The organism is Cellulomonas sp. WB94, from assembly GCF_003115775.1.
GTDB lineage: Bacteria > Actinomycetota > Actinomycetes > Actinomycetales > Cellulomonadaceae > Cellulomonas_A.
The window spans coordinates 2465677-2486531 of the sequence record NZ_QEES01000002.1 but is presented as its reverse complement, the minus strand read 5'-3'; the positions used below and the strand labels follow the sequence as shown (position 1 = coordinate 2486531).

Annotated in this window: 17 protein-coding genes; 4 read left to right on the top strand and 13 right to left on the bottom strand. The window is 72.5% G+C overall.

Annotation, left to right across the window (positions count from 1 at the left end):
* Positions 1-63 precede the first annotated feature (63 nt).
* Complete coding sequence (locus DDP54_RS12595) at positions 64-867, top strand: MerR family transcriptional regulator (RefSeq protein ID WP_197711393.1); 804 nt, start codon at positions 64-66, stop codon at positions 865-867.
* Positions 868-1082: 215 nt separating this feature from the next.
* Here DDP54_RS12595 and DDP54_RS12590 read toward each other — a convergent pair whose 3' ends face one another.
* The 7 genes from DDP54_RS12590 to ligA all read right to left on the bottom strand — a co-directional run bounded on the left by DDP54_RS12590 (position 1083) and on the right by ligA (position 9253).
* The gene (locus tag DDP54_RS12590; RefSeq protein ID WP_109132028.1) at positions 1083-1628 is read right to left on the bottom strand and encodes a GNAT family protein; all 546 of its coding nucleotides are present in this window, start codon (positions 1626-1628) and stop codon (positions 1083-1085) included.
* 103 nt (positions 1629-1731) lie between these two features.
* Positions 1732-3255: an Asp-tRNA(Asn)/Glu-tRNA(Gln) amidotransferase subunit GatB gene (gene gatB, locus DDP54_RS12585; protein WP_109132027.1), complete on the bottom strand. Its 1524-nt coding sequence runs from the start codon at positions 3253-3255 to the stop codon at positions 1732-1734.
* Positions 3252-4766, bottom strand: coding sequence for an Asp-tRNA(Asn)/Glu-tRNA(Gln) amidotransferase subunit GatA (gene gatA, locus DDP54_RS12580; protein ID WP_109132026.1), 1515 nt, complete (start codon positions 4764-4766; stop codon positions 3252-3254). Before gatA ends, gatB begins: the two co-directional genes overlap by 4 nt.
* Positions 4766-5062, bottom strand: a complete 297-nt coding sequence (gatC, locus tag DDP54_RS12575; RefSeq protein WP_109132025.1) for an Asp-tRNA(Asn)/Glu-tRNA(Gln) amidotransferase subunit GatC — start codon at positions 5060-5062, stop codon at positions 4766-4768. The genes gatA and gatC overlap by 1 nt, the downstream gene beginning before the upstream one ends.
* A 48-nt stretch (positions 5063-5110) precedes the next feature.
* Positions 5111-5530 carry a pilus assembly protein CpaE gene (locus tag DDP54_RS12570; RefSeq protein WP_109132024.1) on the bottom strand — a complete coding sequence of 140 codons (420 nt, stop codon included), beginning with the start codon at positions 5528-5530 and terminating at the stop codon, positions 5111-5113.
* Positions 5531-5646: 116 nt separating this feature from the next.
* On the bottom strand, positions 5647-6963 hold the full coding sequence (locus tag DDP54_RS12565) for a GNAT family N-acetyltransferase (protein ID WP_109132023.1): 1317 nt from the start codon (positions 6961-6963) through the stop codon (positions 5647-5649).
* Positions 6956-9253 (bottom strand): NAD-dependent DNA ligase LigA, encoded by a 2298-nt coding sequence (gene ligA / locus DDP54_RS12560; protein ID WP_109132022.1) that lies wholly within the window; start codon positions 9251-9253, stop codon positions 6956-6958. Before ligA ends, DDP54_RS12565 begins: the two co-directional genes overlap by 8 nt.
* Before the next feature lie 120 nt (positions 9254-9373).
* Here ligA and DDP54_RS12555 point away from each other — a divergent pair, with 120 nt between their 5' ends.
* Complete coding sequence (locus tag DDP54_RS12555) at positions 9374-11836, top strand: glycogen/starch/alpha-glucan phosphorylase (protein WP_242448467.1); 2463 nt, start codon at positions 9374-9376, stop codon at positions 11834-11836.
* A gap of 34 nt (positions 11837-11870) precedes the next feature.
* Here DDP54_RS12555 and DDP54_RS12550 read toward each other — a convergent pair whose 3' ends face one another.
* Genes DDP54_RS12550 through DDP54_RS12535 form a run of 4 tightly spaced genes read right to left on the bottom strand, consistent with a single transcriptional unit; the run spans position 11871 to position 15569 of the window.
* Positions 11871-12233, bottom strand: a complete 363-nt coding sequence (locus DDP54_RS12550; RefSeq protein ID WP_146192428.1) for a hypothetical protein — start codon at positions 12231-12233, stop codon at positions 11871-11873.
* Positions 12234-12241: 8 nt separating this feature from the next.
* Positions 12242-13261 carry a hypothetical protein gene (locus DDP54_RS12545; protein ID WP_109132019.1) on the bottom strand — a complete coding sequence of 340 codons (1020 nt, stop codon included), beginning with the start codon at positions 13259-13261 and terminating at the stop codon, positions 12242-12244.
* Positions 13258-14367: a tRNA 2-thiouridine(34) synthase MnmA gene (gene mnmA / locus DDP54_RS12540; protein WP_109132018.1), complete on the bottom strand. Its 1110-nt coding sequence runs from the start codon at positions 14365-14367 to the stop codon at positions 13258-13260. The genes DDP54_RS12545 and mnmA overlap by 4 nt, the downstream gene beginning before the upstream one ends.
* Complete coding sequence (locus DDP54_RS12535) at positions 14367-15569, bottom strand: cysteine desulfurase family protein (protein ID WP_109132017.1); 1203 nt, start codon at positions 15567-15569, stop codon at positions 14367-14369. The genes mnmA and DDP54_RS12535 overlap by 1 nt, the downstream gene beginning before the upstream one ends.
* A gap of 38 nt (positions 15570-15607) precedes the next feature.
* Here DDP54_RS12535 and DDP54_RS12530 point away from each other — a divergent pair, with 38 nt between their 5' ends.
* The gene (locus tag DDP54_RS12530; protein WP_109132016.1) at positions 15608-16597 is read left to right on the top strand and encodes an aminoglycoside phosphotransferase family protein; all 990 of its coding nucleotides are present in this window, start codon (positions 15608-15610) and stop codon (positions 16595-16597) included.
* Between the two features lie 34 nt (positions 16598-16631).
* On the opposite strand, the gene DDP54_RS12525 is transcribed toward DDP54_RS12530, so the two are convergent.
* Complete coding sequence (locus DDP54_RS12525) at positions 16632-17627, bottom strand: electron transfer flavoprotein subunit alpha/FixB family protein (protein ID WP_109132015.1); 996 nt, start codon at positions 17625-17627, stop codon at positions 16632-16634.
* A 32-nt stretch (positions 17628-17659) separates the two neighbouring features.
* The gene (locus tag DDP54_RS12520; RefSeq protein ID WP_109132014.1) at positions 17660-18460 is read right to left on the bottom strand and encodes an electron transfer flavoprotein subunit beta/FixA family protein; all 801 of its coding nucleotides are present in this window, start codon (positions 18458-18460) and stop codon (positions 17660-17662) included.
* Between the two features lie 105 nt (positions 18461-18565).
* On the opposite strand from DDP54_RS12520, the gene glgX reads away from it, so the two are divergent.
* Positions 18566-20827 carry a glycogen debranching protein GlgX gene (gene glgX, locus DDP54_RS12515; protein ID WP_109132013.1) on the top strand — a complete coding sequence of 754 codons (2262 nt, stop codon included), beginning with the start codon at positions 18566-18568 and terminating at the stop codon, positions 20825-20827.
* Positions 20828-20855 lie beyond the last annotated feature (28 nt).

The following is a 20855-nucleotide window of genomic DNA, read 5'->3' as shown; positions in this document are numbered from 1 at the left end:
ATCCGCGCGGCGCCGTCGGAACAGGGTTGCAGTTGACGTAGCGTCAACTTGTAGCGTCGGATCGTGACGGCGGACCGCCCGCCGTCGGAGGTGGAGGTGGGTGCCGTGCTCGACGAGGCATGGAGCATCGGTGACGTCGCACGGCTCTCGGGCGTCACGTCGCGCACGCTGCGGCACTACGACAGCATCGGGCTCCTGACGCCCGTCGGGACCGCTCCCGGTGGGCGTCGGCTCTACGGGCGCGACGAGCTGGTCAGGCTCCAGCAGATCCTCGTCCTGCGTGAGCTGGGCGTCGACCTGCCGTCGATCGGTCGCGTCGTGCGATCCGGCGACGACCGCCGCGCGCAGCTCGCTGTGCTGCGGCAGCACCACGAACGGCTGCTCGCCGAGCGCGACCGGTACGACCGGCTCGCAGCGACGGTCGCCAGCACCCTGCAGTCTCTGGACGGAGGACGAACCATGGCAGCGAAGGACCTGTACGCAGGCTTCGACAACAGCGAGTACGAGGTCGAGGCGCGCGAGCGCTGGGGCACCGAGGCGGTCGACCGAGGCGCCTCGGCGTGGGAGCGGCTCGGCAAGAGCGGTCAGGCCGAGCACCAGGCCGAGGCCACAGCGATCGGCGAGGGGCTCGCGGCGTGCCTGGCCGACGGGCTCGGTGTCGACGACCCCCGCGTCCAGTCGCTCGTCGCCCGGCACCACGCGCAGGTCGCGCTGTTCTGGGTCCCGAACCGCGAGTCGTACACCGGCCTGGGCCAGATGTACGTCGACGACCCGCGCTTCACTGCGACGTACGACGCGTTCGCGCCCGGGCTCGCTCCGTACCTGCGCGACGCGATGGCCGTGTTCGCCGCTGCCCAGCTCACCTGACCGACGCCCGCGCGTCTCGCGTCCGCGGGACCAACGGCCCACACATCGACGACCGGCCCAAGGAACGCTGGAGGTACCTGGTCGCGCCGATCCGCAACCTGGTACCCCCACCGGGGCGTTCTCCGACCGCTCGACACGGTTGGGGGGCGCCCCGGCCCCATGTCCGAGACCGTCCGGTCGGGCCACAGCGCTCGGTGAGCCAGGCGCCGCCGCTCCTAGCCGAGCTGGGCCGCGCGGAACTCGTCCTCGAGCAGCCCCATCGCGATCACGTCGCACCACCGCTCGCCGTCGCGGGCGGCATCACGCAACCGCCCCTCGACCTGGAAGCCGATGTTCTCGTAGATCGCGCGGGCCCGGGTGTTGATGCTCAGCACGTCGAGACCGACCCGGTGCAGCCCGATGCCGTCGAACGCCAGGCCGAGAACCAGCGCGATCGCCTCCGTGCCGTACCCCCGACCGCGGTAGGCGGGCCGCATGACCAGCCGGATGTTCGCGCTGCTCACGACCTCGTCGATCTCCTTGAGCACGATCTCCCCGAGGTACTCGTCCGAGCCGTTCGCGGTCACGGCGAGGTCGACGCGGCCGTCGCGCGCCGACACACCGGCGCACCAGGCGTCGATCTCCGGTCGGGTGAAGACGGCGGTCGTGCCCGTGAGCCGGTTGCTCTGCGGGTCCTGGACCATCTCCCACATCGCGTCGGCATCCGTCGCACGCACCGGCCGGAGTCGGATCATCTCGCCCTCGAGCGTCGGCTTCTCCATCGATCAGCCCTTCTGGTCGTTGCTCCCTAGGGCGAGCCTAGGGAGCACCTGTGACCATCATGTAACAGATCGAGCACAGCGCCCTGCACCGCGCGCGGACGGCTCACGCCGAGGCGACGCGCTCCAGCACGAGCTCCCGGACGCGTCCGGCGTCGGCCTGCCCGCGGGTGGTCTTCATGACCGCGCCGATGATCGAGCCGACCGGTCCGAGGTTGCCCGACCGGATCTTCTCGGCGATGTCGGGCTGCGCGGCCAGCGCGGCGTCGATCGCGGCCAGAAGGGGACCGTCGTCGGACACGACCTCGAGGCCCCGCGCGACGAGGACCTGCTCGGGGCCGCCCTCACCCGCGAGCACACCCTCGAGGACCTGGCGAGCGAGCTTGTCGTTGATGCGTCCGGCATCGACGAGCGACTGCAGCTCGCCGACCTGGGTCGGGGTGATCGGCAGGTCGGCCAGCTCGACGTCCAGCTGCTTGGCCGTCCGGGCCAGCTCACCCATCCACCACTTGCGCGCAGCGGCCGGGCTCGAGCCCGCCTCGATGGTCGACGCGATGATGTCGATCGCCGACGCGTTGATGACGTCGCGCATCTCGGCGTCCGCGAAGCCCCAGTCGCCCTGGAGCCGGCGGCGGCGTGCCGCGGGCATCTCCGGCAGCGCGGCGCGGATCTGCTCGACCCACGCGAGGTCCGGCGAGACCGGCGCGAGGTCCGGCTCCGGGAAGTAGCGGTAGTCGTCCGAGTCGGACTTGATGCGACCGGCCGTGGTGATGCCGGTGTCCTCGTGCCAGTGCCGGGTCTCCTGGGTGATCGAGCCACCCGCGTCGAGGATCGCGGCCTGCCGCGAGATCTCGTAGCGCACCGCACGCTCGACCGAGCGGAACGAGTTGACATTCTTCGTCTCGGTACGTGTGCCGAGCGGCGAGTCGGACGTCGCCCGCAGCGAGAGGTTGACGTCCGCCCGCACGTTGCCGCGCTCCATGCGCGCCTCGGACACGTCGAGCGCACGGAAGATGTCCCGCAACGTCTGCACGTAGGCGCGCGCGACCTCCGGTGTCCGCTCGCCCGCACCGGTGATGGGTCGGGTCACGACCTCGACGAGCGGGATCCCCGCGCGGTTGTAGTCGATCAGCGAGTACTCAGCGCCCTGGATGCGCCCGGTGGCCCCGCCGACATGGGTGTTCTTGCCGGCGTCCTCCTCCATGTGCGCGCGCTCGATCTCGACGCGGAAGACCGAGCCGTCGTCGAGCTCGACGTCGAGCCACCCGTCGAAGGCGATCGGCTCGTCGAACTGCGACGTCTGGAAGTTCTTCGGGACGTCCGGGTAGAAGTAGTTCTTGCGCGCGAACCGGCACGTCTCGGCGATGGAGCAGTTCAGCGCGAGCCCGATGCGGATCGCGTACTCGACCGCCGTACCGTTGACGACCGGGAGCGCACCCGGCAGGCCAAGCGACACCGGCGAGACCGCGGTGTTGGGCTCGTCGCCGAACACCGCGATCGACGGGCAGAACATCTTGGTGCGCGTGCCCAGCTCGACGTGGACCTCGATGCCGAAGACCGGGTCGTAACGGGCGACCGCGTCGTCGTAGTCGACCAGGTCGACCTCGCGTGTGCCGTTCGTCGTCGTCACCGTGCCACCTCCAGCTCGGGGGCCTTCGCGAGGATGGGGCCGCCCCACTGCGCCTCGAGCAGCGCCTCGAGCGCCGCACCCACCCGGTACAGCCGGTCGTCGGCCTTCGCCGGCGCGAGGACCTGGAAGCCGACCGGCAGGCCGTCGTCGGAAAGGCCGTTCGGCACCGACAGGCCCGGGATCCCGGCAAGGTTCGCGGGGATCGTCGCGACGTCGTTGAGGTACATCGCGAGCGGGTCGTCGAGCTTCTCGCCGAGCTTGAACGCCGTGGTCGGCGCCGTCGGCGACACGAGGACGTCCGCCTGCGCGAACGCTGCCGCGAAGTCACGCTGGATCAGCGTGCGCACCTTCTGGGCGCTGCCGTAGTACGCGTCGTAGTACCCGGCCGACAGGGCGTAGGTACCGAGGATGATCCGGCGCTTGACCTCGTCGCCGAATCCTGCGCCGCGGGTCGCGGCCATGACGCGCTCGGCAGTGACGTTCCCCTCGGACGGCTCGACCCGCAGGCCGAACCGCATGCCGTCGAACTTCGCGAGGTTGCTCGACGCCTCGCTCGGGAGGATCAGGTAGTAGGCGCCCAGCGCGTACTTGAAGTGCGGGCACGACACCTCGACGATCTCGGCGCCGGCGCCGCGCAGCACGTCGAGCGACTCGGTGAACCGGGCGCTCACGCCCGCCTGGTAGCCCTCCCCCGTCAGCTCGGTGATGACGCCGACGCGCAGGCCGGTCAGGTCGCCCGACTGCCCCTGACGCGCCGCGGCGACCAGCCCGGGCAGCGGCTCGTCGATCGAGGTCGAGTCGCGGGGGTCGTGGCCGCCGATGAGCTCGTGCAGCAGCGCCGAGTCGAGAACCGTCCGGGTCACCGGGCCCGCCTGGTCGAGGCTCGACGCGAGCGCGATGAGGCCGTAGCGCGACACGCTGCCATAGGTCGGCTTGACGCCGACCGTGCCGGTGACGGCGGCAGGCTGACGGATCGACCCACCGGTGTCCGTGCCGATCGCGAGCGGCGCCTCGTACGCGGCCACCGCCGCGGCGGACCCGCCACCGGAACCACCGGGGATCCGGTCGAGGTCCCACGGGTTGTGCGTGTTGCCGTAGGCGGAGTGCTCGGTGCTCGACCCCATGGCGAACTCGTCCATGTTGGTCTTGCCGAGGATCGGCAGACCCGCCGCCCGGATCCGCGTGGTGATCGTCGCGTCGTACGGCGGGATCCAGCCCTCGAGGATCTTCGAGCCTGCGGTCGTCGGCATGCCCTTCGTGACGACGATGTCCTTGACCGCGATGGGCACCCCCGCGAGCACGTGCAGCTGTTCGCCGGCGGCGCGTCGGGCGTCGATGTCGCGCGCCGTCGCGAGCGCCTCGGCCCCGTTGACGAACAGGAACGAGTGCAGTGCGGGCTCGACGTCGGCGATGCGGTCGAGGTGGGCCTGGGTGGCCTCGACGCTCGACACCTCGCGCGAGGTCAGCCGCTCCGCGAGCTCGGCGGCGGTCAGCCGCGTGAGGTCGGTCATCAGTCCTCCTCCAGGATCTGCGGGACGAGGAACTTGCCGTCCATCGCCGCGGGCGCACCGGCGAGCACGTCGGCCACCGGCAGCGACGGCTCGGGGACGTCCGCGCGGAACACGTTCGTCAGCGGGAGCGGGTGGCTGGTGGCGGGCACGTCGGCCGTCGCGACCTGGCTGACGCTCGCCACGGCGTCGACGATCACGCGGAGCTCGCCCGCGAGTCGATCGAGCTCCGCAGGCGTCAGGTCGATCCGGGCCAGGGCTGCCACGCGCGCGACCTCGTCGCGAGAGAGGGTGGACATGGCCTGCAGTCTAGAGCGTGCGGTCGCCACCGGGCTGCGCGGTCCGCGTCAGCCGGTGCGGTCGACCGCCGCCATCACCAGCGCGAGCAACGCGTCCGCGTACGCGTCGCCCGCGACGCTCGCCCGGAACCCTCGTGGGCCCCGACCGGGCAGGTCGACAGTCACCTCGTACCCGTCGTCCACGCGCGCCAGGCTGCGAAACGTCCCGCCGAGCAGCTCGCGCAGCTGGTCCTCGCCCGGCAGCCAGACCGCGTCCTCCTGCGAGACCGAGTCCAGGGCCCACTCGGTCGTGCCGTTGAACCCCAGCACCGTCCCCGTCGGGAACTCGTGCGCCTCGATCGTCATCTCGCTGATCGTGAAGACCTCACCGAGGAGCCCGGGGCGTCGGATCGTGAACCGGTCGCCCGACCGCGGGTGCCAGCGCAGGCCGGCGGCCCTGAGCTGCTCTGCGCGGTCCGCGGAGATCATGCCGACATCATCTTCCCGGACGCCCCCGACCGCACGCGGCACAGACCCGAGCGGTCCGGTCCGGCCGGCTCCCGACGGGAGCAGAGTCGGCAACCGGCGCGCGCGGCGGGTCGCGACTACCCGAGCACCGCGCCCGCGAGCTTCCGCACAGGGCGTGCCACGTAGTCGTACGACTCGGCCGGGCTGAACCCGAGCGCCTCGTAGAGCGCGATCGCACCGGCGTTGGCGTGCTCGACCTGGAGGAACGCCCGGCGCGCACCGCGGGCGGTCGCGGCGCGCACCGCCGCGCGAGTCAACGTCTGCGCGACGCCACGCCGACGCGCGTGCCCGGCCACGACCAGGCACGCGAGCGCGACCCAGTCGTCGGCGAACGCGGCGCGGATCACCCCGACGGGCTCCCCGTCGGGATCCGACCCCGAGGGGTCCGTGGGCGCGTACGCCGTGAGGTAGAGCGCTGGGCTGCCCGCGAGGATCGCGACTGCCGTCGAGCGGTCGGGGGCCGACCCACCGGCCTTCACGTCGAGCCAGCAGCGCACCCAGTCGTCGTCGGGCTCGTCGGCCGCGCGCACCGTCACCAGGGACGATCCGGACGCGTCGACCGGCGCGTCCGCGAGCGCAGCCAGATCGGTGCGCACCATGACGATCGCCCCCGACACGCGGTCGTAGCCGCGCGCCCCGAGGATCGTGCCGAGCCCGGCCGGCCGCGACTCGCGCCCGATCCGGAAGATGCTCGGCCGGCCGGCACGCGCGTACAGGTCCTCGACCTCGGCGATGCGGGCGGCGACGTCCTCGGGCTCGTCCGTCGCCACGACGCTGTTCGCGCGGCGCGTGAACCCGCCAGAGGCACCCGCCTGCCACCCCGCGACGTCGTGCACGACGAGCGGACGCCAGGTGGCCGTCTCGACAGTGGCACCAGGTGCCTCCGGAACGGTCCAGGTGAGCACGTGCAGCACGATCTCCTCGTGGTGCCAGTCGCGCTCGGGCACCCGGACGAACCCGAGGCGCTCGTAGAGCCGGTGTGCCGTCACCATGGCCTCCAGCGTCGAGAGCACCACTCTCTGGGCCCCGAGCACGACCGCCTCGCGCAGGCACGCGCGCACGAGCGCCTCGGCGACGCCCCGGCGCCGCGCCTCGGGCGCCACCGCGAGCATCCGGATCTCGACCTCGCCCGGCTCGGCGATCTCGGCGTACGAGGTGCCGACGGGCGCGAGCGTCACGGTCCCCACCACGACCGCGTCGTGACCGGGCTCGGGCGTCAGCACCGCGACCAGCAGTGTCGCCTCGTCCGCCCGGCGACGGGCGTCGAGCAGCTCCGCGCGGTACTCGTCGCCGTCGTCGATGAGCCGGTCCGCGTGGTACGCCTCGGCGGTCAGCGCCCCGGCCGCGGTGACCTCGGCGTCGGACTGCGCGACCCGGACCTCGATCTCACTCATCTGAGTGCTCCCCTTCAGGTGCGGCCTTCGGCCCGGGCCCGGCGGGTACGACGTCGGCCGGTCCGGCGTCCGCCGCCTCCTCGGGCGCGTCGCCGACGGCGCCCGGCCCGCCCTCGAGCAGCCGGACGAACTCGGGCTCGGCGAGAACCCGCAGACCGAGCTCACGCGCCTTGGCCTCCTTGGACCCCGCATTTTCGCCCACGACGACGTAGTCGGTCTTCTTCGACACGCTCCCGGCCGCCTTGCCACCACGCGCGAGGATCGCCTCCTTCGCCTCGTCGCGGCTGAAGCCCTCGAGGCTGCCCGTGACGACGACCGTGAGCCCGTCGAGCGTGCGCGGCGTCGACTCGTCGCGCTCGTCAGCGAGCCGCACGCCCGCCCGCCGCCACGCGGCCACGATCGCCTCGTGCCACTTGTCGGCCCCGTCGGGCTGCTCGAACCAGTCGCGCACGGCCGAGGCGATCGTCGGGCCGACTCCCTCGACCGCGGCGAGCTCGTCCTCGCTCGCGTCCCGGATCGCGTCGAGGCTGCCGAAGTGCCCCGCGAGCGCGCGCGCGGCCGTCGGGCCGACGTGCCGGATCGACAGCGCGACAAGCACGCGCCACAACGGCGTGTCCTTGGCGTTCTCGAGGTTCGCGAGCAGGTTCTCGCCGACCGCGTTGAGGTCGCCGGCGCTGCGCACGCGCCCCTTGACCTTCGAGGCGGTCGAGAGCACGAACTGCGGCACGCGTCGCAGGTCCTCCGCAGTGAGGGCGAAGAGGTCTCCCTCGTCGACCAGGACACCCGCATCGAGCAGGCTCGCGGCGGCCTCCCACCCGAGCGCCTCGATGTCGAACGCACCGCGCGACGCCACGTGGAAGACACGCTCGCGCAGCTGCGCCGGGCACGAGCGCGTGTTGGGGCAGCGGATGTCGACGTCGCCCTCCTTCGCCGGCGCGAGCGGCGTCCCGCACGACGGGCAGTGCGTCGGCATGACGAACGCGCGCTCGGAGCCGTCACGCAGCTCGACGACCGGTCCCACGATCTCCGGGATGACGTCGCCCGCCTTGCGCAGCACGACGGTGTCACCGATGAGGACGCCCTTGCGCCGGACCTCGCTCGCGTTGTGCAGCGTGGCCATCTCGACGGTGGACCCCGACACCAGGGCAGGCTCCATGACGCCGTACGGCGTCACGCGGCCCGTCCGTCCGACGTTCACCCGGATGTCCAGGAGCCGGGTGTTGACCTCCTCCGGCGGGTACTTGTACGCGATGGCCCACCTCGGGGCCCGGCTCGTCGCACCCAGGCGGCGCTGCAGCGCGATCTCGTCGACCTTGACGACGATGCCGTCGATCTCGTGCTCGACGTCGTGCCGGTGCTCTCCGTAGTGGTCGATCATCTGCTGGACCTCGGCGAGGTCGGCGGCGATGCGGGTGTGCGTCGAGACCGGAACCCCCCAGCCCGCGAGCAGGTCGTAGACCTGGGACTGCCGCTCGATCCCGTCGCCGCGGCGGCCGTCCCCCCACTGCAACGCGCCGACGCCGTGCGCGTACATGCGCAGCGGACGTGATGCGGTCACCCGGGGGTCTTTCTGCCGGAGCGAGCCGGCCGCGGCGTTGCGCGGGTTCGCGAACGGGGCCTTGCCCGCCTCCACCTGCGCGGCGTTGAGCTCGGTGAACGCCACGACGGGCAGGAACACCTCACCGCGGACCTCGATGAGGTCGGGGTGGGTCGCCGGGTCGCCGCCGAGGACGTCGGGGATCGTCCCGATGGTGCGGACGTTGAGCGTGACGTCCTCCCCCGTGCGGCCGTCCCCGCGGGTCGCGGCGCGCACGAGGCGACCCTTCTCATACAGCAGGGCGATCGCGAGACCGTCGATCTTCAGCTCGCACAGGTAGTGCAGCCCGCCGTCGGGCAGCGTCTCGAGGTCGCGGTGCGCGCGTTCGGCCCACGCAGCGACGTCCTCGGCCGAGAAGGCGTTGTCGAGGGAGAGCATGCGCTCGACGTGGTCGACGGCGCGGAACTCGGTCGAGAACGTGCCGCCGACGAGCTGGGTCGGCGAGTCGGGGGTGCGCAGCTCGTGGTGCGCGGCCTCGAGCGCCTGCAGCCGGCGCATCGTCTCGTCGTACTCGGCATCGCTCGCGGTCGGGGCGTCACGCACGTAGTACGCGAACTGCAGGTCCCTGACGCGTTCGGCCAGGCGGGCCCACAGGTGCCGCGCTGCGGTCTCGTCGAGGTCGGCGTCCGACCGGTCAGGCTCGGCGGACGACTCGTCGGCGGAGGTGTCGGCGGAGGTGTCGGCGGGGCTCACCCCGACATCATCGCGTGTCCCTCCGACACCTGCGCGCGAGCGGCACCGGGGTTTCACGACGGACCTCGGTCGGCGCGATCCGGTGTCCGACTTCCCTATAGTCGCTCCATGACTATCGAGATGGAGTTCGGCGCCAACGCGGACAACCCGGTCGGTTTCGCCACGTGGGCGTTCCTTCGCGAGCTGAAGTTCGGCCAGGGCGTCAACCTTGAGACCTCGTCCGTCAACGACCAGTACCTGGCCCTGGCGCGCACCGTGCGGCAGTTCCTCACGGGACGCTGGCTCGAGACGCGCGAGCGTCAGCGCGACGCCCAGGCGAAGTCCGTCGTCTACCTCTCGCTCGAGTACCTGCTCGGTCGCCAGCTCGAGAACGCCCTGCTGGCCGCGGACCTCGAGGAGGTCGCCGAGAAGGCCCTCAGCGACCTGGGCATCGACCTCGCCACGCTCCGCGACGCCGAGGTCGAGCCCGGCCTCGGCAACGGCGGCCTCGGGCGGCTCGCCGCCTGCTTCATCGACTCCCTCGCCACGCTCGGTGTGCCCTCGACCGCCTACGGCATCCGCTACGAGTTCGGGATCTTCCGCCAGACGTTCGTCGACGGCCGCCAGGTCGAGCAGCCCGACTCCTGGCTCGAGATGGGATCGCCGTGGGAGTTCCCGCACCCCGAGTCCGCCGTCACGGTGGACTTCGGCGGGTCGGTCGAGGACCACCTGGATGACGACGGCGTGACGCGCAGGCGCTGGGTGTCCGGCCACAGCGTCCTGGCGATCCCCTACAACTACATGGTCCCTGGGTACAAGAACGGCAACGTCAACACGCTGCGGCTCTGGAGCGCTCGGGCGACCCGCGCGTTCGACCTGCAGATCTTCAACTCGGGCGACTACGCCCGCGCAGTCCTCGAGCAGACCACCGCCGAGACCATCTCGAAGGTGCTCTACCCCGAGGACTCGACGCCGCAGGGCAAGGAGCTGCGGCTCCAGCAGCAGTACTTCTTCGTGGCCGCCTCGCTGCGCAACTTCCTGGACGAGGTCCTGCCGGAGGGCTTCGACCTGCACGGTCTGCCCGAGCGGGTCACGTTCCAGCTCAACGACACCCACCCGGTGATCGCGATCCCCGAGCTGATGCGCGTGCTGGTCGACGAGCGACGCTTCGGATGGGACGAGGCCTGGGCGATCGCGCAGCGTTGCTTCGCCTACACGTGCCACACCCTGCTGCCCGAGGCGCTCGAGGTGTGGCCCGTCGAGCTGATCGGCCGGCTGCTGCCGCGCCACCTCGAGATCATCTACCGCATCAACGACGAGTTCCTCGCCCGCGTCCGTGCGGCGCACCCCCACGACGAGCTGCGCGCACGGCGCATGTCCATCGTCCAGGAGCACCCCGAGCGCGCGGTCCGGATGGCCTTCCTCGCCACGGTCGGCAGCCTCAAGGTGAACGGTGTCGCAGCCCTGCACAGCCAGCTCCTTCGCGACAAGGTGCTCGCCGACTTCTCCGCGCTCATGCCGGAGAAGTTCACGAACGTCACCAACGGCGTCACGCCGCGCCGGTTCGTCCGGATGTCGAACCCCGGCCTCTCGGGTCTCCTGACGGAGGCGGTCGGCGAAGGGTGGGTCACCGACCTCGACAAGCTCAAGGGCCTCGAGCCCCTTGCCGACGACCCCGAGTTCCGGCGCCGCTTCCGCGAGGTCAAGGCCGCGAACAAGTCCCGGCTCGTCGACCTCCTCCAGGTGCGCGACGGCATCGAGATCTCGACGGACGCGATGCTCGACGTGATGGTCAAGCGGCTGCACGAGTACAAGCGCCAGATGCTCAAGGTGCTGCACATCGTCACGCTCTACGACCAGGTGACGTCGGGCGAGGTCGCGATCGCCGACGTCACGCCGCGCGCCTTCGTGTTCGGCGCCAAGGCGGCACCCGGCTACCGCATGGCCAAGGAGATCATCGCGCTCATCAACGCGGTCGGCCGGACGGTCAACTCCGACCCGGCGCTCGAGGGTCGCCTGCAGGTCGCGTTCCCGGCGAACTACAACGTCACGCTCGCCGAGACGCTGATCCCCGCCGCCGACCTGTCCGAGCAGATCTCGCTCGCCGGCAAGGAGGCCTCGGGGACGGGGAACATGAAGTTCGCGCTGAACGGCGCCCTGACCATCGGCACGCTCGATGGCGCGAACGTCGAGATCCGCGACCTCGTCGGGGACGACAACTTCTTCCTCTTCGGGCTCACCGAGCCCCTGGTCGCCGACCTCGTGTCGTCGGGCTACCGCCCGTCGTCGTACTACGAGCAGAACACCTCGCTCCGGAGCGCCCTCGACCTCATCGCGTCGGGGACGTTCTCCGGCGGCAACGCCCGCGAGTTCGAGCCGATCGTCGCGAACCTCCTGAACCAGGACAGGTTCCTCGTCCTCGCCGACTACCAGGCGTACCTCGATGCGCAGGCGCGGGTCGACACGGCCTACGCGGACCCGGACGCGTGGACGCGATCCGCCGTCCTCAACGTCGCACGCAGCGGCTTCTTCTCCTCGGACCGCAGCATCCGCGACTACCTGGACCGCATCTGGCACGCCACCCCGGTCGCGGGGCGCGGCTGAGCCATCCGAACGACGGACCCGTCCGACCGACCGACTAGCGTCGCCGGCCGAGAACCCCGACGACCACGACGGCCGCTCCGCCGAGCACAGCCGCGGTGAGCCCGCCCGCCACGACGGCGGGCGCTGCGCTCGCCACGACGACCTCGCGCGGGGCGCCGTCGACGGTCCAGGTGCACACCGACCGAGCCGGGAAGGCCGTGTAGTGGACGGCCGCGTCGTGGGTCCCGGCCTGGTAGGCGACGAGGCACGGCTCGGTCTGGACCCGCCCGGCGTCGAGAGCGGTCACGCCGATCCCGAGCCAGACGACGACCAGGGTGATGATGCCCGCGAGCGCGACGCCCGAGGCGACGAGGAGCACGAGCGCGCGCCTGGGAGAACCTTCGACGGGACGTGCCATGGGACTGGTCAGCCTTCCGCTCGTTCGGCGACGACGAGCGCCGCACGCACCACCCCGGCGAGCTCCGCGCGGGCCTCGTCGGGGGTGGCCTCCGCGGACGGCGCCCGCCCGAGCAGCACGATGCTCGCGAGGCCCGCGAGCGTGAGCCCGACGCGACGCCAGGGTGCCACGACGAGGTCGGCCTGCGCCGGGACGTCCGGGCCGGAGCGACCGGCGGTCGTCTGCGGGGGCAGCTCGAACCAGAGTCCGGTGCCCCGCTCACGGGCCTCGGCAAGGCGCTCCCACCCGCGATCCGAGAACCCCGTCACGTCGAGGGCGAGCGCGTCGGCACCCGAGCCGACGACAGGCGCGATCGCCAGCAGCGCCGCACCTCCGTGGACGACGACACGTACCGCACCCGCGGCTCGAGCCGCGCTCACGACAGTGCCGATCCGTTCAGCCGCGACCTGCGCCTCCACCGGGCGCAGCGCTGAGTACCCGGAGAAGCTCGGCAGCGCACCCGCGACCACCTGCGCCAGCAGCGGCTCGTCGAGCAGAAGCGTGACCTCGGCTCCCGGCACCGCACGCCGCACAGCCTCGACGTGCTGGCCGATCCCGGCGCCGAGCGACTCGGCGAGCTCGGCCACAGCGCCCCGGTCGGCCACGACGCGGTCGCCGCGCGCGAGGTACAGCGACGCAGCCAGGGTGAGCGGGCCCGTGACCGGGACGAGCAGCGGGCCCACATAGCCGTGCGCAGCGACTGCGAGCGCGTCCAGGTCCTCGCGCCGCAGCGAAAGGGCCCGGGCCTGGTCGCGGCCGGGCCGGTCCGCCAGCTTCCAGCCGTGCACGCCGAGCTCGACGGGCAGGTCGAGGAGAAGTGCCGCGGTCGAGCCTGTCGCGTCCGCCGCCGGACCACGCGCAGCCAGCCGCACGGCGAACGGGATGCCGGTGATCCCGTCGGGTGTCTCGGCGAGAGCTCCCATCACCACGTTCTGCGCCTCGAGGACGTCGGTGCCGGGCCACGGGCCGGAACCCGAGACCGCGATCACGCGCGCACGGCGGGGGTCGTCGCGTCGACGGTGGCCTGTGCCAGGACCTGCGAGTCGTCGTACAGGACCAGCGACTGGCCGGCTGCGACCCCCTGCAGCCGGTAGGAGCCTGCCGTGACGTCGACCTCGATCCCACCGTCGCGCAGCGCCCGTGCGCGGACGGCGACGGCCTCGCCGTGCGCCCGGACCTGCACCGCGCAGTCGAACCAGTCGCCGTCGGCATGGTCGCCCGCGAACCACACGCCGGACCCGGCGCGGATGAGCCCGACGTCGAGGTCGTCCGCCGAGCCGACCACGACGGTGCTGGTCACGGGCTCGATCGACAGGACGTACCGGGGCTTGCCGTCGGCGGCCGGTCGGCCGATCGCCAGGCCCTTGCGCTGACCGATCGTGTAGCCGTAGGTGCCGTCGTGCGTGCCCAGGACCTCACCCGCAGCGTCGACGATCGGTCCCGGCTGGGAGCCGAGGCGGTCCCGGAGGAAGCCGCGGGTGTCGCCGTCCGCGACGAAGCAGATGTCGTACGAGTCCGGCTTGGCCGACACCGACAGCCCGCGCTCCGCCGCCTCGGCACGGACCTCGTCCTTGGACGTCGCGTCGCCGAGCGGGAACATCGCGCGGGCCAGCCGCTCGGGGCCCATGACGGCCAGCACGTACGACTGGTCCTTCGCGGCGTCGCGCGCCCTGTGCAGCTCCGGTGGGGCACCGTCGGACCTGACGATGCGCGCGTAGTGACCGGTGCACACGGCGTCGAAGCCGAGCGCGACCGCCTTGTCGAGCAACGCCTCGAACTTGATGTGCTCATTGCACCGCACGCACGGGTTCGGGGTGCGACCCGCGGCGTACTCGGCGAGGAAGTCGGCCACGACCGTCTCCTCGAAGCGCTCGGACAGGTCCCACACGTAGTACGGGATCCCGATGACGTCCGCCGCGCGGCGGGCGTCACCCGCGTCCTCGATCGAGCAGCACCCGCGCGAGCCGGTCCGGAACTGGTCCCGGTTGCGCGACAGCGCCATGTGGACGCCGACCACGTCATGGCCCGCGTCGACGGCCCGGGCGGCCGCGACGGCGGAGTCGACGCCGCCGGACATGGCCGCGAGGACGCGCATCAGGCGGCCCCGCCCGACGAGTGGGCGGCACCGGCGAGCCCGGCGGCCCGCGCCCGGTCGACCACGCCGGGAAGCGCGGATGCGAGCGCGTCGACGTCGGACGCCGTCGAGGTGCGACCGAGCGAGAACCGCAGCGCACCGCGCGCGTCCACCTCGTCGAGCCCCATCGCGAGCAGGACGTGGCTCGGCTGCGGCACGCCGGCCTGGCACGCCGACCCCGTCGAGCACTCGATCCCTGCCGAGTCGAGCAGGTACAGCAGCGAGTCGCCCTCGCACCCCGGGAACGTGAAGTGGGCGTTGGCCGGCAGTCGCCGGGCCAGGTCCGCCGGCCCCCGCAGCACGGCGTCGGGAGCCACGTGACGCACAGCGGCGACGAGCTGGTCGCGCAACGCACCGACGCGGACGGCGTAGGCGGGCTGGTCCGCGACCGCTGCCTCGAGCGCGACTGCCATCGACGCGATGAGGGGGACGGCCAGGGTGCCCGAGCGGACCCCGCGCTCCTGGCCGCCGCCGTGCAGGACGGGGGTCAGCTCGAGGCCACGACGAGCGACGAGCGCACCGATGCCGCCCGGTCCCCCGACCTTGTGGCCGCTCACGGTCAGCGCGTCGAGGCCCGACGCCGCGAAGTCGACCGGCAGCTGACCGACGGCCTGCACCGCATCGGCGTGCACCGGGACGCCGTAGCGGCGCGCCAGAGCGACGACGTCATCGAGCGGCTGCAGCGCGCCCACCTCGTTGTTCGCCCACATGACGGAGATCAGCGCGGCCTGCTCGCCGTGCGCCTCGAGCTCGGCAGCCAGCGCGTCGGGGCGCACGACACCGTCCTGGTCGACGGGCAGCAGCACGATCTCGGCGCCGGCGTGCGCGGCCATCCAGAACGCAGGGTCGATGACCGCGTGGTGCTCGACCGCGGAGACGAGGATGCGCATCCGGGCGGGGTCCTGCCTCCGGCGCGCCCAGAACAGCCCCTTGACCGCAAGGTTGTCGGCCTCGGTACCCCCGCCGGTGAAGATGACCTCGCTCGGGCGGGCACCCAGCGTCGCCGCGATCTGCTCGCGGGACTCCTCGACGACGCGACGGGCCGCCCGCCCCGAGGTGTGCAACGACGAGGGGTTGCCGGTCCGGACCAGCTGCTCCGCCAGGGCCCGTGCCGCCTCGGGGAGCATCGGCGTGGTCGCCGCGTGGTCCAGATATGTGGTCACGCTGACGATTCTACGAACGACGCTGGCACTATGGGTCCGTGAGTGCCGACGACGCCAGCGCACCCCCGCTCGCCTTCAGTGGCCAGCGGCTGGGCTGGGCTGATCTCCCCCGCGCCGTCCGCAACCGGATCTCGACGCTCGCCGGTGCCCGCGTGACCGCCGAGTCGAGCGCCAACTCGGGCTTCAGCCCCGGTTTCGCGGCGATCCTCGAGCTCACCGACGGCCGCGGCGTGTTCGTCAAGGCCGTCTCTCCCGAGCAGAACCCGGAGTCCCCGGACCTCGCGCGCGCCGAGATCCGGGTCGCGGCCGCGCTCCCCCCGCAGGTGCCCGCCCCGCGGCTGTACTGGTGGCACGACGACGGCGAGTGGGTGATCCTCGGTTTCGAGGTCGCGCACGGTCGCCCGCCCGAGATGCCGTGGCGGCCCGACGAGCTGCAGCTGGTCCTCGACGCCCTCATCCCGCTGGCCGACGCCGAGCCGCTGCCCGGGCACGACCTGCCGCGGACCGACGTCAAGCTGGCCGGCGACTTCACCGGTTGGCGCAGGCTGCAGCAGCGGCCCGCCGACGAGATCGACGCGCTCGTGGCGAGGTCGGGAGAGATCGGCGCCTGGGCGCAGGCCAACATCGACCACCTCATCCTGTGGGAGGAGGACTCGCTGCGCGTCTGCACCGGACGCGCACTCGTCCACGGCGACCTGCGCGCCGACAACGCGATGATCGATCCCGACCACCACCGGGTCACGCTCATCGACTGGCCGCACGCCAGCATCGGCGCCCCGTGGCTCGACCTGGCCTTCATGCTGCCGAGCGTCGCGATGCAGGGCGGTGGCGAGCCGCAGACGCACTTCTGGTCCCACCCCGTCTCCGACGGGGTCCCTCCGCAGGACCTCCGGGCCGCCCTTGCGGGGCTGACGGGGTTCCTGACCGCGAGCTCGGTGCTGCCGGCACCGGTGGGGATCCCCAACCTGCGCCGGTTCCAGCGCGCGCAGGCCGCCGCCGCGCTGGAGTGGCTGCGCGAGCTCGCCTGAGCCCGCGCGGCGCCCGCACGGGCCCGCGAGCCGGTCAGCCCTTGAGGCGGCGCAGCTCCGCGGTCGCCTGCGGCAGGACCGTGAACAGGTCACCGACGATGCCGAAGTCGGCGATCTCGAAGATCGGCGCCTCCGGGTCGTTGTTGATCGCCACGATGGTTCCGGCAGACTGCATCCCGCCACGGTGGTGCACCGCACCCGAGACCCCGGCGCCGATGTACAGCTGGGGGGCGACCGTCACGCCGGTCTGACCGATCTGGGCGTCGTGACCGATCCACCCCTCGTCCGTCGCGACGCGCGTGGCACCGACCGCTCCACCGAGCACGTCTGCGAGCTCCTCGAGCAGCGCGAAGTCCCCGTTCGTGCCGCGGCCACCGACCACGACGACCTGGGCCGCCGCGAGGTCCGGACGCGTGGAGGCGGCGCGCTCGGTGTGCTCGGTCACCCGCACCCGCCGTGCGCCGTCGTCCACGGTGACGGCCTGTGCGACGACCGTTGCCGTCACGCGCTCGGCGGCAGGCTCGGCCTGCACCGAGCCCGCCTTGAGCGCGATGACCGCGAGGGGCGTGCGAACCGCGCAGCGCGTGTTCCACGTCCCCGCGAACACGGTCTTCGCGGCCACGACGCGGTCGTCCGCGACCTCGACCGCCGACGCGTCCACGACGACGCCCGCACCCGTGGCGAGGCCGACGCGCGCAGCGACCTCCTTGTTCTCGAACGACGACGTGAGCAGCAGCACCGAGGCCCCCGCGCTCTGCACGAGAGCCGTGAGCCCCTGAGCGAGGACCGGGGTCAGCCGGACGTCCGCATCGCCGACGTCCAGCCGGTGCACGGTCTCGACGCCGTAGGTGCCGAGCAGCTCCAGCGTCCGCGCGTCCGGGTCGGACCCGTCAGCGTCGGCGGTCCAGGCACCGTGCACGGTGCCGAGCGCGCGGGCAGCCGTGAGCAGCTCGAGCACGGGCTGGCGCAGCCCGCCGTCGGCGGCGTGGTCGAGCAGGACCAGCACGGGTCCGGTCACGGGGGTCGTCATCGTCGTTCGTCCTTCGGTCACGGTCTGCGGGCTCAGACGAGCTTGTTCTCGACGAGGTACGCAGCGAGCCGGAGCCCGGCGTCGCCGTCGTCGGTCACGAGGATGCGGTTCTCGCGCGTGGGGCGCCGAGCGGCGTCGACGACCTCGGTGCGCGCACCGGCGTCGCCCACGGTGGTCGCACCCACGCCGAGGTCAGCGAGCGCGAGGACCTCGACCGGCTTCTTGCGGGCGGCCATGATGCCCTTGAAGTTCGGGTAGCGGGGCTCGTTGGCCTGGTCGGTCACCGACACGAGCGCCGGGAGGGTGGCCTCGAGCACCTCGGTGGCATGGTCCAGGTCGCGACGCACGCGGGCGGTCCACCCCGACTCCGTGGCGTCGACCGTGAGCTCGCTCGCGAGCGTGAGCTGCGGCAGGTCGAGCTCGGCCGCGAGCGCCGCGGGGACGAGCGACGTCAGCCCGTCGAGCCCCGCCATGCCGGTGACCACGAGGTCGACGGGCGTCTCGGCACCGAGGCGTCGGACGGCGGCGGCGAGCACGGCGACCGTGCCGAAGACGTCGGAGCCGGCGATCGCGTCGTCGAGGACGTGCACTCCCGCGTCCGCTCCGAGCTGCAGGGCGCGGCGGACCGCGTCGACCGCGTCCGCGGGGCCGACCGTCAGCGCGACGACCTCGCCACCGTGCTGCTCGACGAGCAGGAGGGCGGCCTCGACCGCGTTCTCGTCGAGCTCGTTGATCGTGCCGTCGCCGCCGTCGCGCACCACGCGCCCGTCGGGACCGAGCGCGCGCTCCGACTGGATGTCCGGGACATGCTTGACCAGCACGACGATTCTCACCCGCGGAACGTTACCGTCCCGGGGCACAGGGGCTGCCGCGGTGTCGGCAGCTGGGACGTCCGCGGCCGTGTCGCGACGTGACCTCGGCCTCAGTCATGCCGCGTCATGCCCGATTCGGCGCTCAGGAGCGCCACACTAGGAGTCGTGAGCCCCCGCCCTCGGACCCGCCCGACCCCGCCCCTCGGGGTCCATGTCACCGCCGAGGGCGTCAGCGTCGCGGTGCTCGCCTCGCATGCGGACGCCGTGGAGCTCTGCCTGATCGACCCCGACCCGCGCTCCGCGACCGGGTGGAGCGAGCGCAGGATCCCGCTCGACGGTCCGCGACTGGGCGTCTTCTGGGCGTGGGTCGACGGCGTGCGCCCGGGCCAGCGCTACGGCTTCCGCGCACACGGCGCCTGGGACCCGGCCGCCGGGATGCGCTACAACCCCGCGAAGCTTCTGGTCGACCCGTACGCGCGCGGGCTGGCCGGGGAGGTCACCTACACACCTGAGACGTACGGCCAGGTCGTGGACGACGACCTCGTAGGCGACCCCTACGGGCCGGCCGACGAGCGGGACTCGCTGCCGTTCACGGCGCACGCTGTCGTGGTCGACCCTCGAGGTGGCAACGGCGAGCAGCTGCGTCCCGCGTGCAACCGACCCCACGTCGCGTGGGAGCACACGGTCATCTACGAGGCCCATGTGCGCGGTCTGACACAGTGCCTCGACGCCGTTCCTGAGGAGCTGCGCGGCACCTACGCTGGCCTCGCGCACCCCGCGACGATCGACCACCTGAGCTCGCTCGGCGTGACGACCCTCGAGCTGCTGCCGATCCACGCGTTCGCGTCCGAGCCGCACCTGATCGCCAAGGGACTCGTCAACTACTGGGGCTACAGCACCCTCGGCTTCTTCGCGCCGCACGCGCCGTACGCCACCGCCCAGGCCCGCGAGGCCGGACCCGCCGCGGTCCTCGACGAGATCCGGGCAGCCGTGCACGCGCTGCACGAGGCCGGGATCGAGGTCATCCTCGACGTCGTCTACAACCACACCTGCGAGGGGGGCCTCCCGGGCCAGCACCTCAGCCTGCGCGGGCTCGACGGCTCCCTGTACTACCGGCACGACGGCGGCTACCCGGCGACGCTCGCCGACGTGACAGGGACCGGCAACACCCTCGACTTCCGGCGTCGCGAGGTCGTCCGGCTCGCGATGGACTCGCTGCGCTACTGGGCCGACGAGGTCGGTGTCGACGGTTTCCGGTTCGACCTCGCCGTGACGCTCGGCCGCGCGCACGACGGGTTCGACCCCAACCACGCCTTCCTCACCGCGCTCGCGACCGACCCGCACCTGCACGGCCTCAAGCTCGTCGCCGAGCCGTGGGACGTGGGTCCGGGCGGCTGGCAGACGGGTCAGTTCCCGCCGCCGATGGCCGAGTGGAACGACCGGTTCCGTAACGCGGTGCGCTCGTTCTGGCTCGCGGAGCCGAGCCGTGCGGCGCACGGGCTGCCGGGTCACCGTGTCCGGGAGCTCGCGACGCGGCTCGCGGGCTCTGTCGACCTGTTCGGGCCTAGCGACCCCCAGCTGATCCGGACCCCGTCGGCGTCGGTCAACTACGTGACGGCGCACGACGGGTTCACGCTGGCCGACCTGGTCGCGTTCGAGCACAAGCACAACGCGGCCAACGGCGAGCAGAACCGCGACGGCGCGGACGACAACCGGTCCTGGAACCACGGCATCGAGGGTCCGCTCACGGTCGACACCCCGGGCGCGGACATCGTGCCGCTGCGTCGCCGCTCGATCCGCAACCTCTTCGCCACGCTCGTCCTGTCCGCAGGGACACCCTTGATCACGGCGGGCGACGAGATCGGCCGGACGCAGCGCGGCAACAACAACGCCTACTGCCAGGACAACGAGCTCTCGTGGGTGCGGTGGGATCTGTCGCCGTGGCGCTCCGACCTCCTCGAGACCGCGCGGTACCTGCTGGGCCTGCGTCGCGAGCACGCCGCCCTGCGCACGAGCGAGTTCTTCACCGGCGCGGCCCACGCACCCGGAGCACGGCCCGACCTGGCCTGGTACGGGGCGGACGGCGTCGCGTTCGACCACGCACGCTGGCACGACCCGGCGACCCGGACCTTGCAGATGGTGCGGTCCACGCCGACCGGCCCGGGCCCCGACGACACGTCGACGGTGCTGCTCGTCATCAACGGCTCGCTCGACCCGGTCGACGTGGCGCTGGGCGACGACCGGCCGACCCGGTGGGAGCTGGCGTGGGACTCCGCATGGGAGCACCCCGACGAGCGCTACACGGAGCTCAACGGCTCGCTGCCCCCGGTCACGGGTGACCGGGTCGTCGTCGAGCCGCTCACGCTGCGCGTCTACGTCGCGGTCTGACGCCGGCAGTCGTCGCGGGGCTAGTCTC

Coding starts and splice junctions, on each gene's coding strand:
- DDP54_RS12555 (WP_242448467.1), top strand. CDS start 9,374: ATGGAGTTCGGCGCCAACGCGGACAACCCGGTCGGTTTCGCCACGTGG.
- DDP54_RS12525 (WP_109132015.1), bottom strand. CDS start 17,627: ATGACGACCCCCGTGACCGGACCCGTGCTGGTCCTGCTCGACCACGCC.
- DDP54_RS12550 (WP_146192428.1), bottom strand. CDS start 12,233: ATGGCACGTCCCGTCGAAGGTTCTCCCAGGCGCGCGCTCGTGCTCCTC.
- DDP54_RS12570 (WP_109132024.1), bottom strand. CDS start 5,530: ATGATCTCCGCGGACCGCGCAGAGCAGCTCAGGGCCGCCGGCCTGCGC.
- DDP54_RS12590 (WP_109132028.1), bottom strand. CDS start 1,628: ATGGAGAAGCCGACGCTCGAGGGCGAGATGATCCGACTCCGGCCGGTG.
- gatA (WP_109132026.1), bottom strand. CDS start 4,766: ATGACCGACCTCACGCGGCTGACCGCCGCCGAGCTCGCGGAGCGGCTG.
- mnmA (WP_109132018.1), bottom strand. CDS start 14,367: ATGCGCGTCCTCGCGGCCATGTCCGGCGGCGTCGACTCCGCCGTCGCG.
- DDP54_RS12565 (WP_109132023.1), bottom strand. CDS start 6,963: ATGAGTGAGATCGAGGTCCGGGTCGCGCAGTCCGACGCCGAGGTCACC.
- gatC (WP_109132025.1), bottom strand. CDS start 5,062: ATGTCCACCCTCTCTCGCGACGAGGTCGCGCGCGTGGCAGCCCTGGCC.
- glgX (WP_109132013.1), top strand. CDS start 18,566: ATGCCCGATTCGGCGCTCAGGAGCGCCACACTAGGAGTCGTGAGCCCC.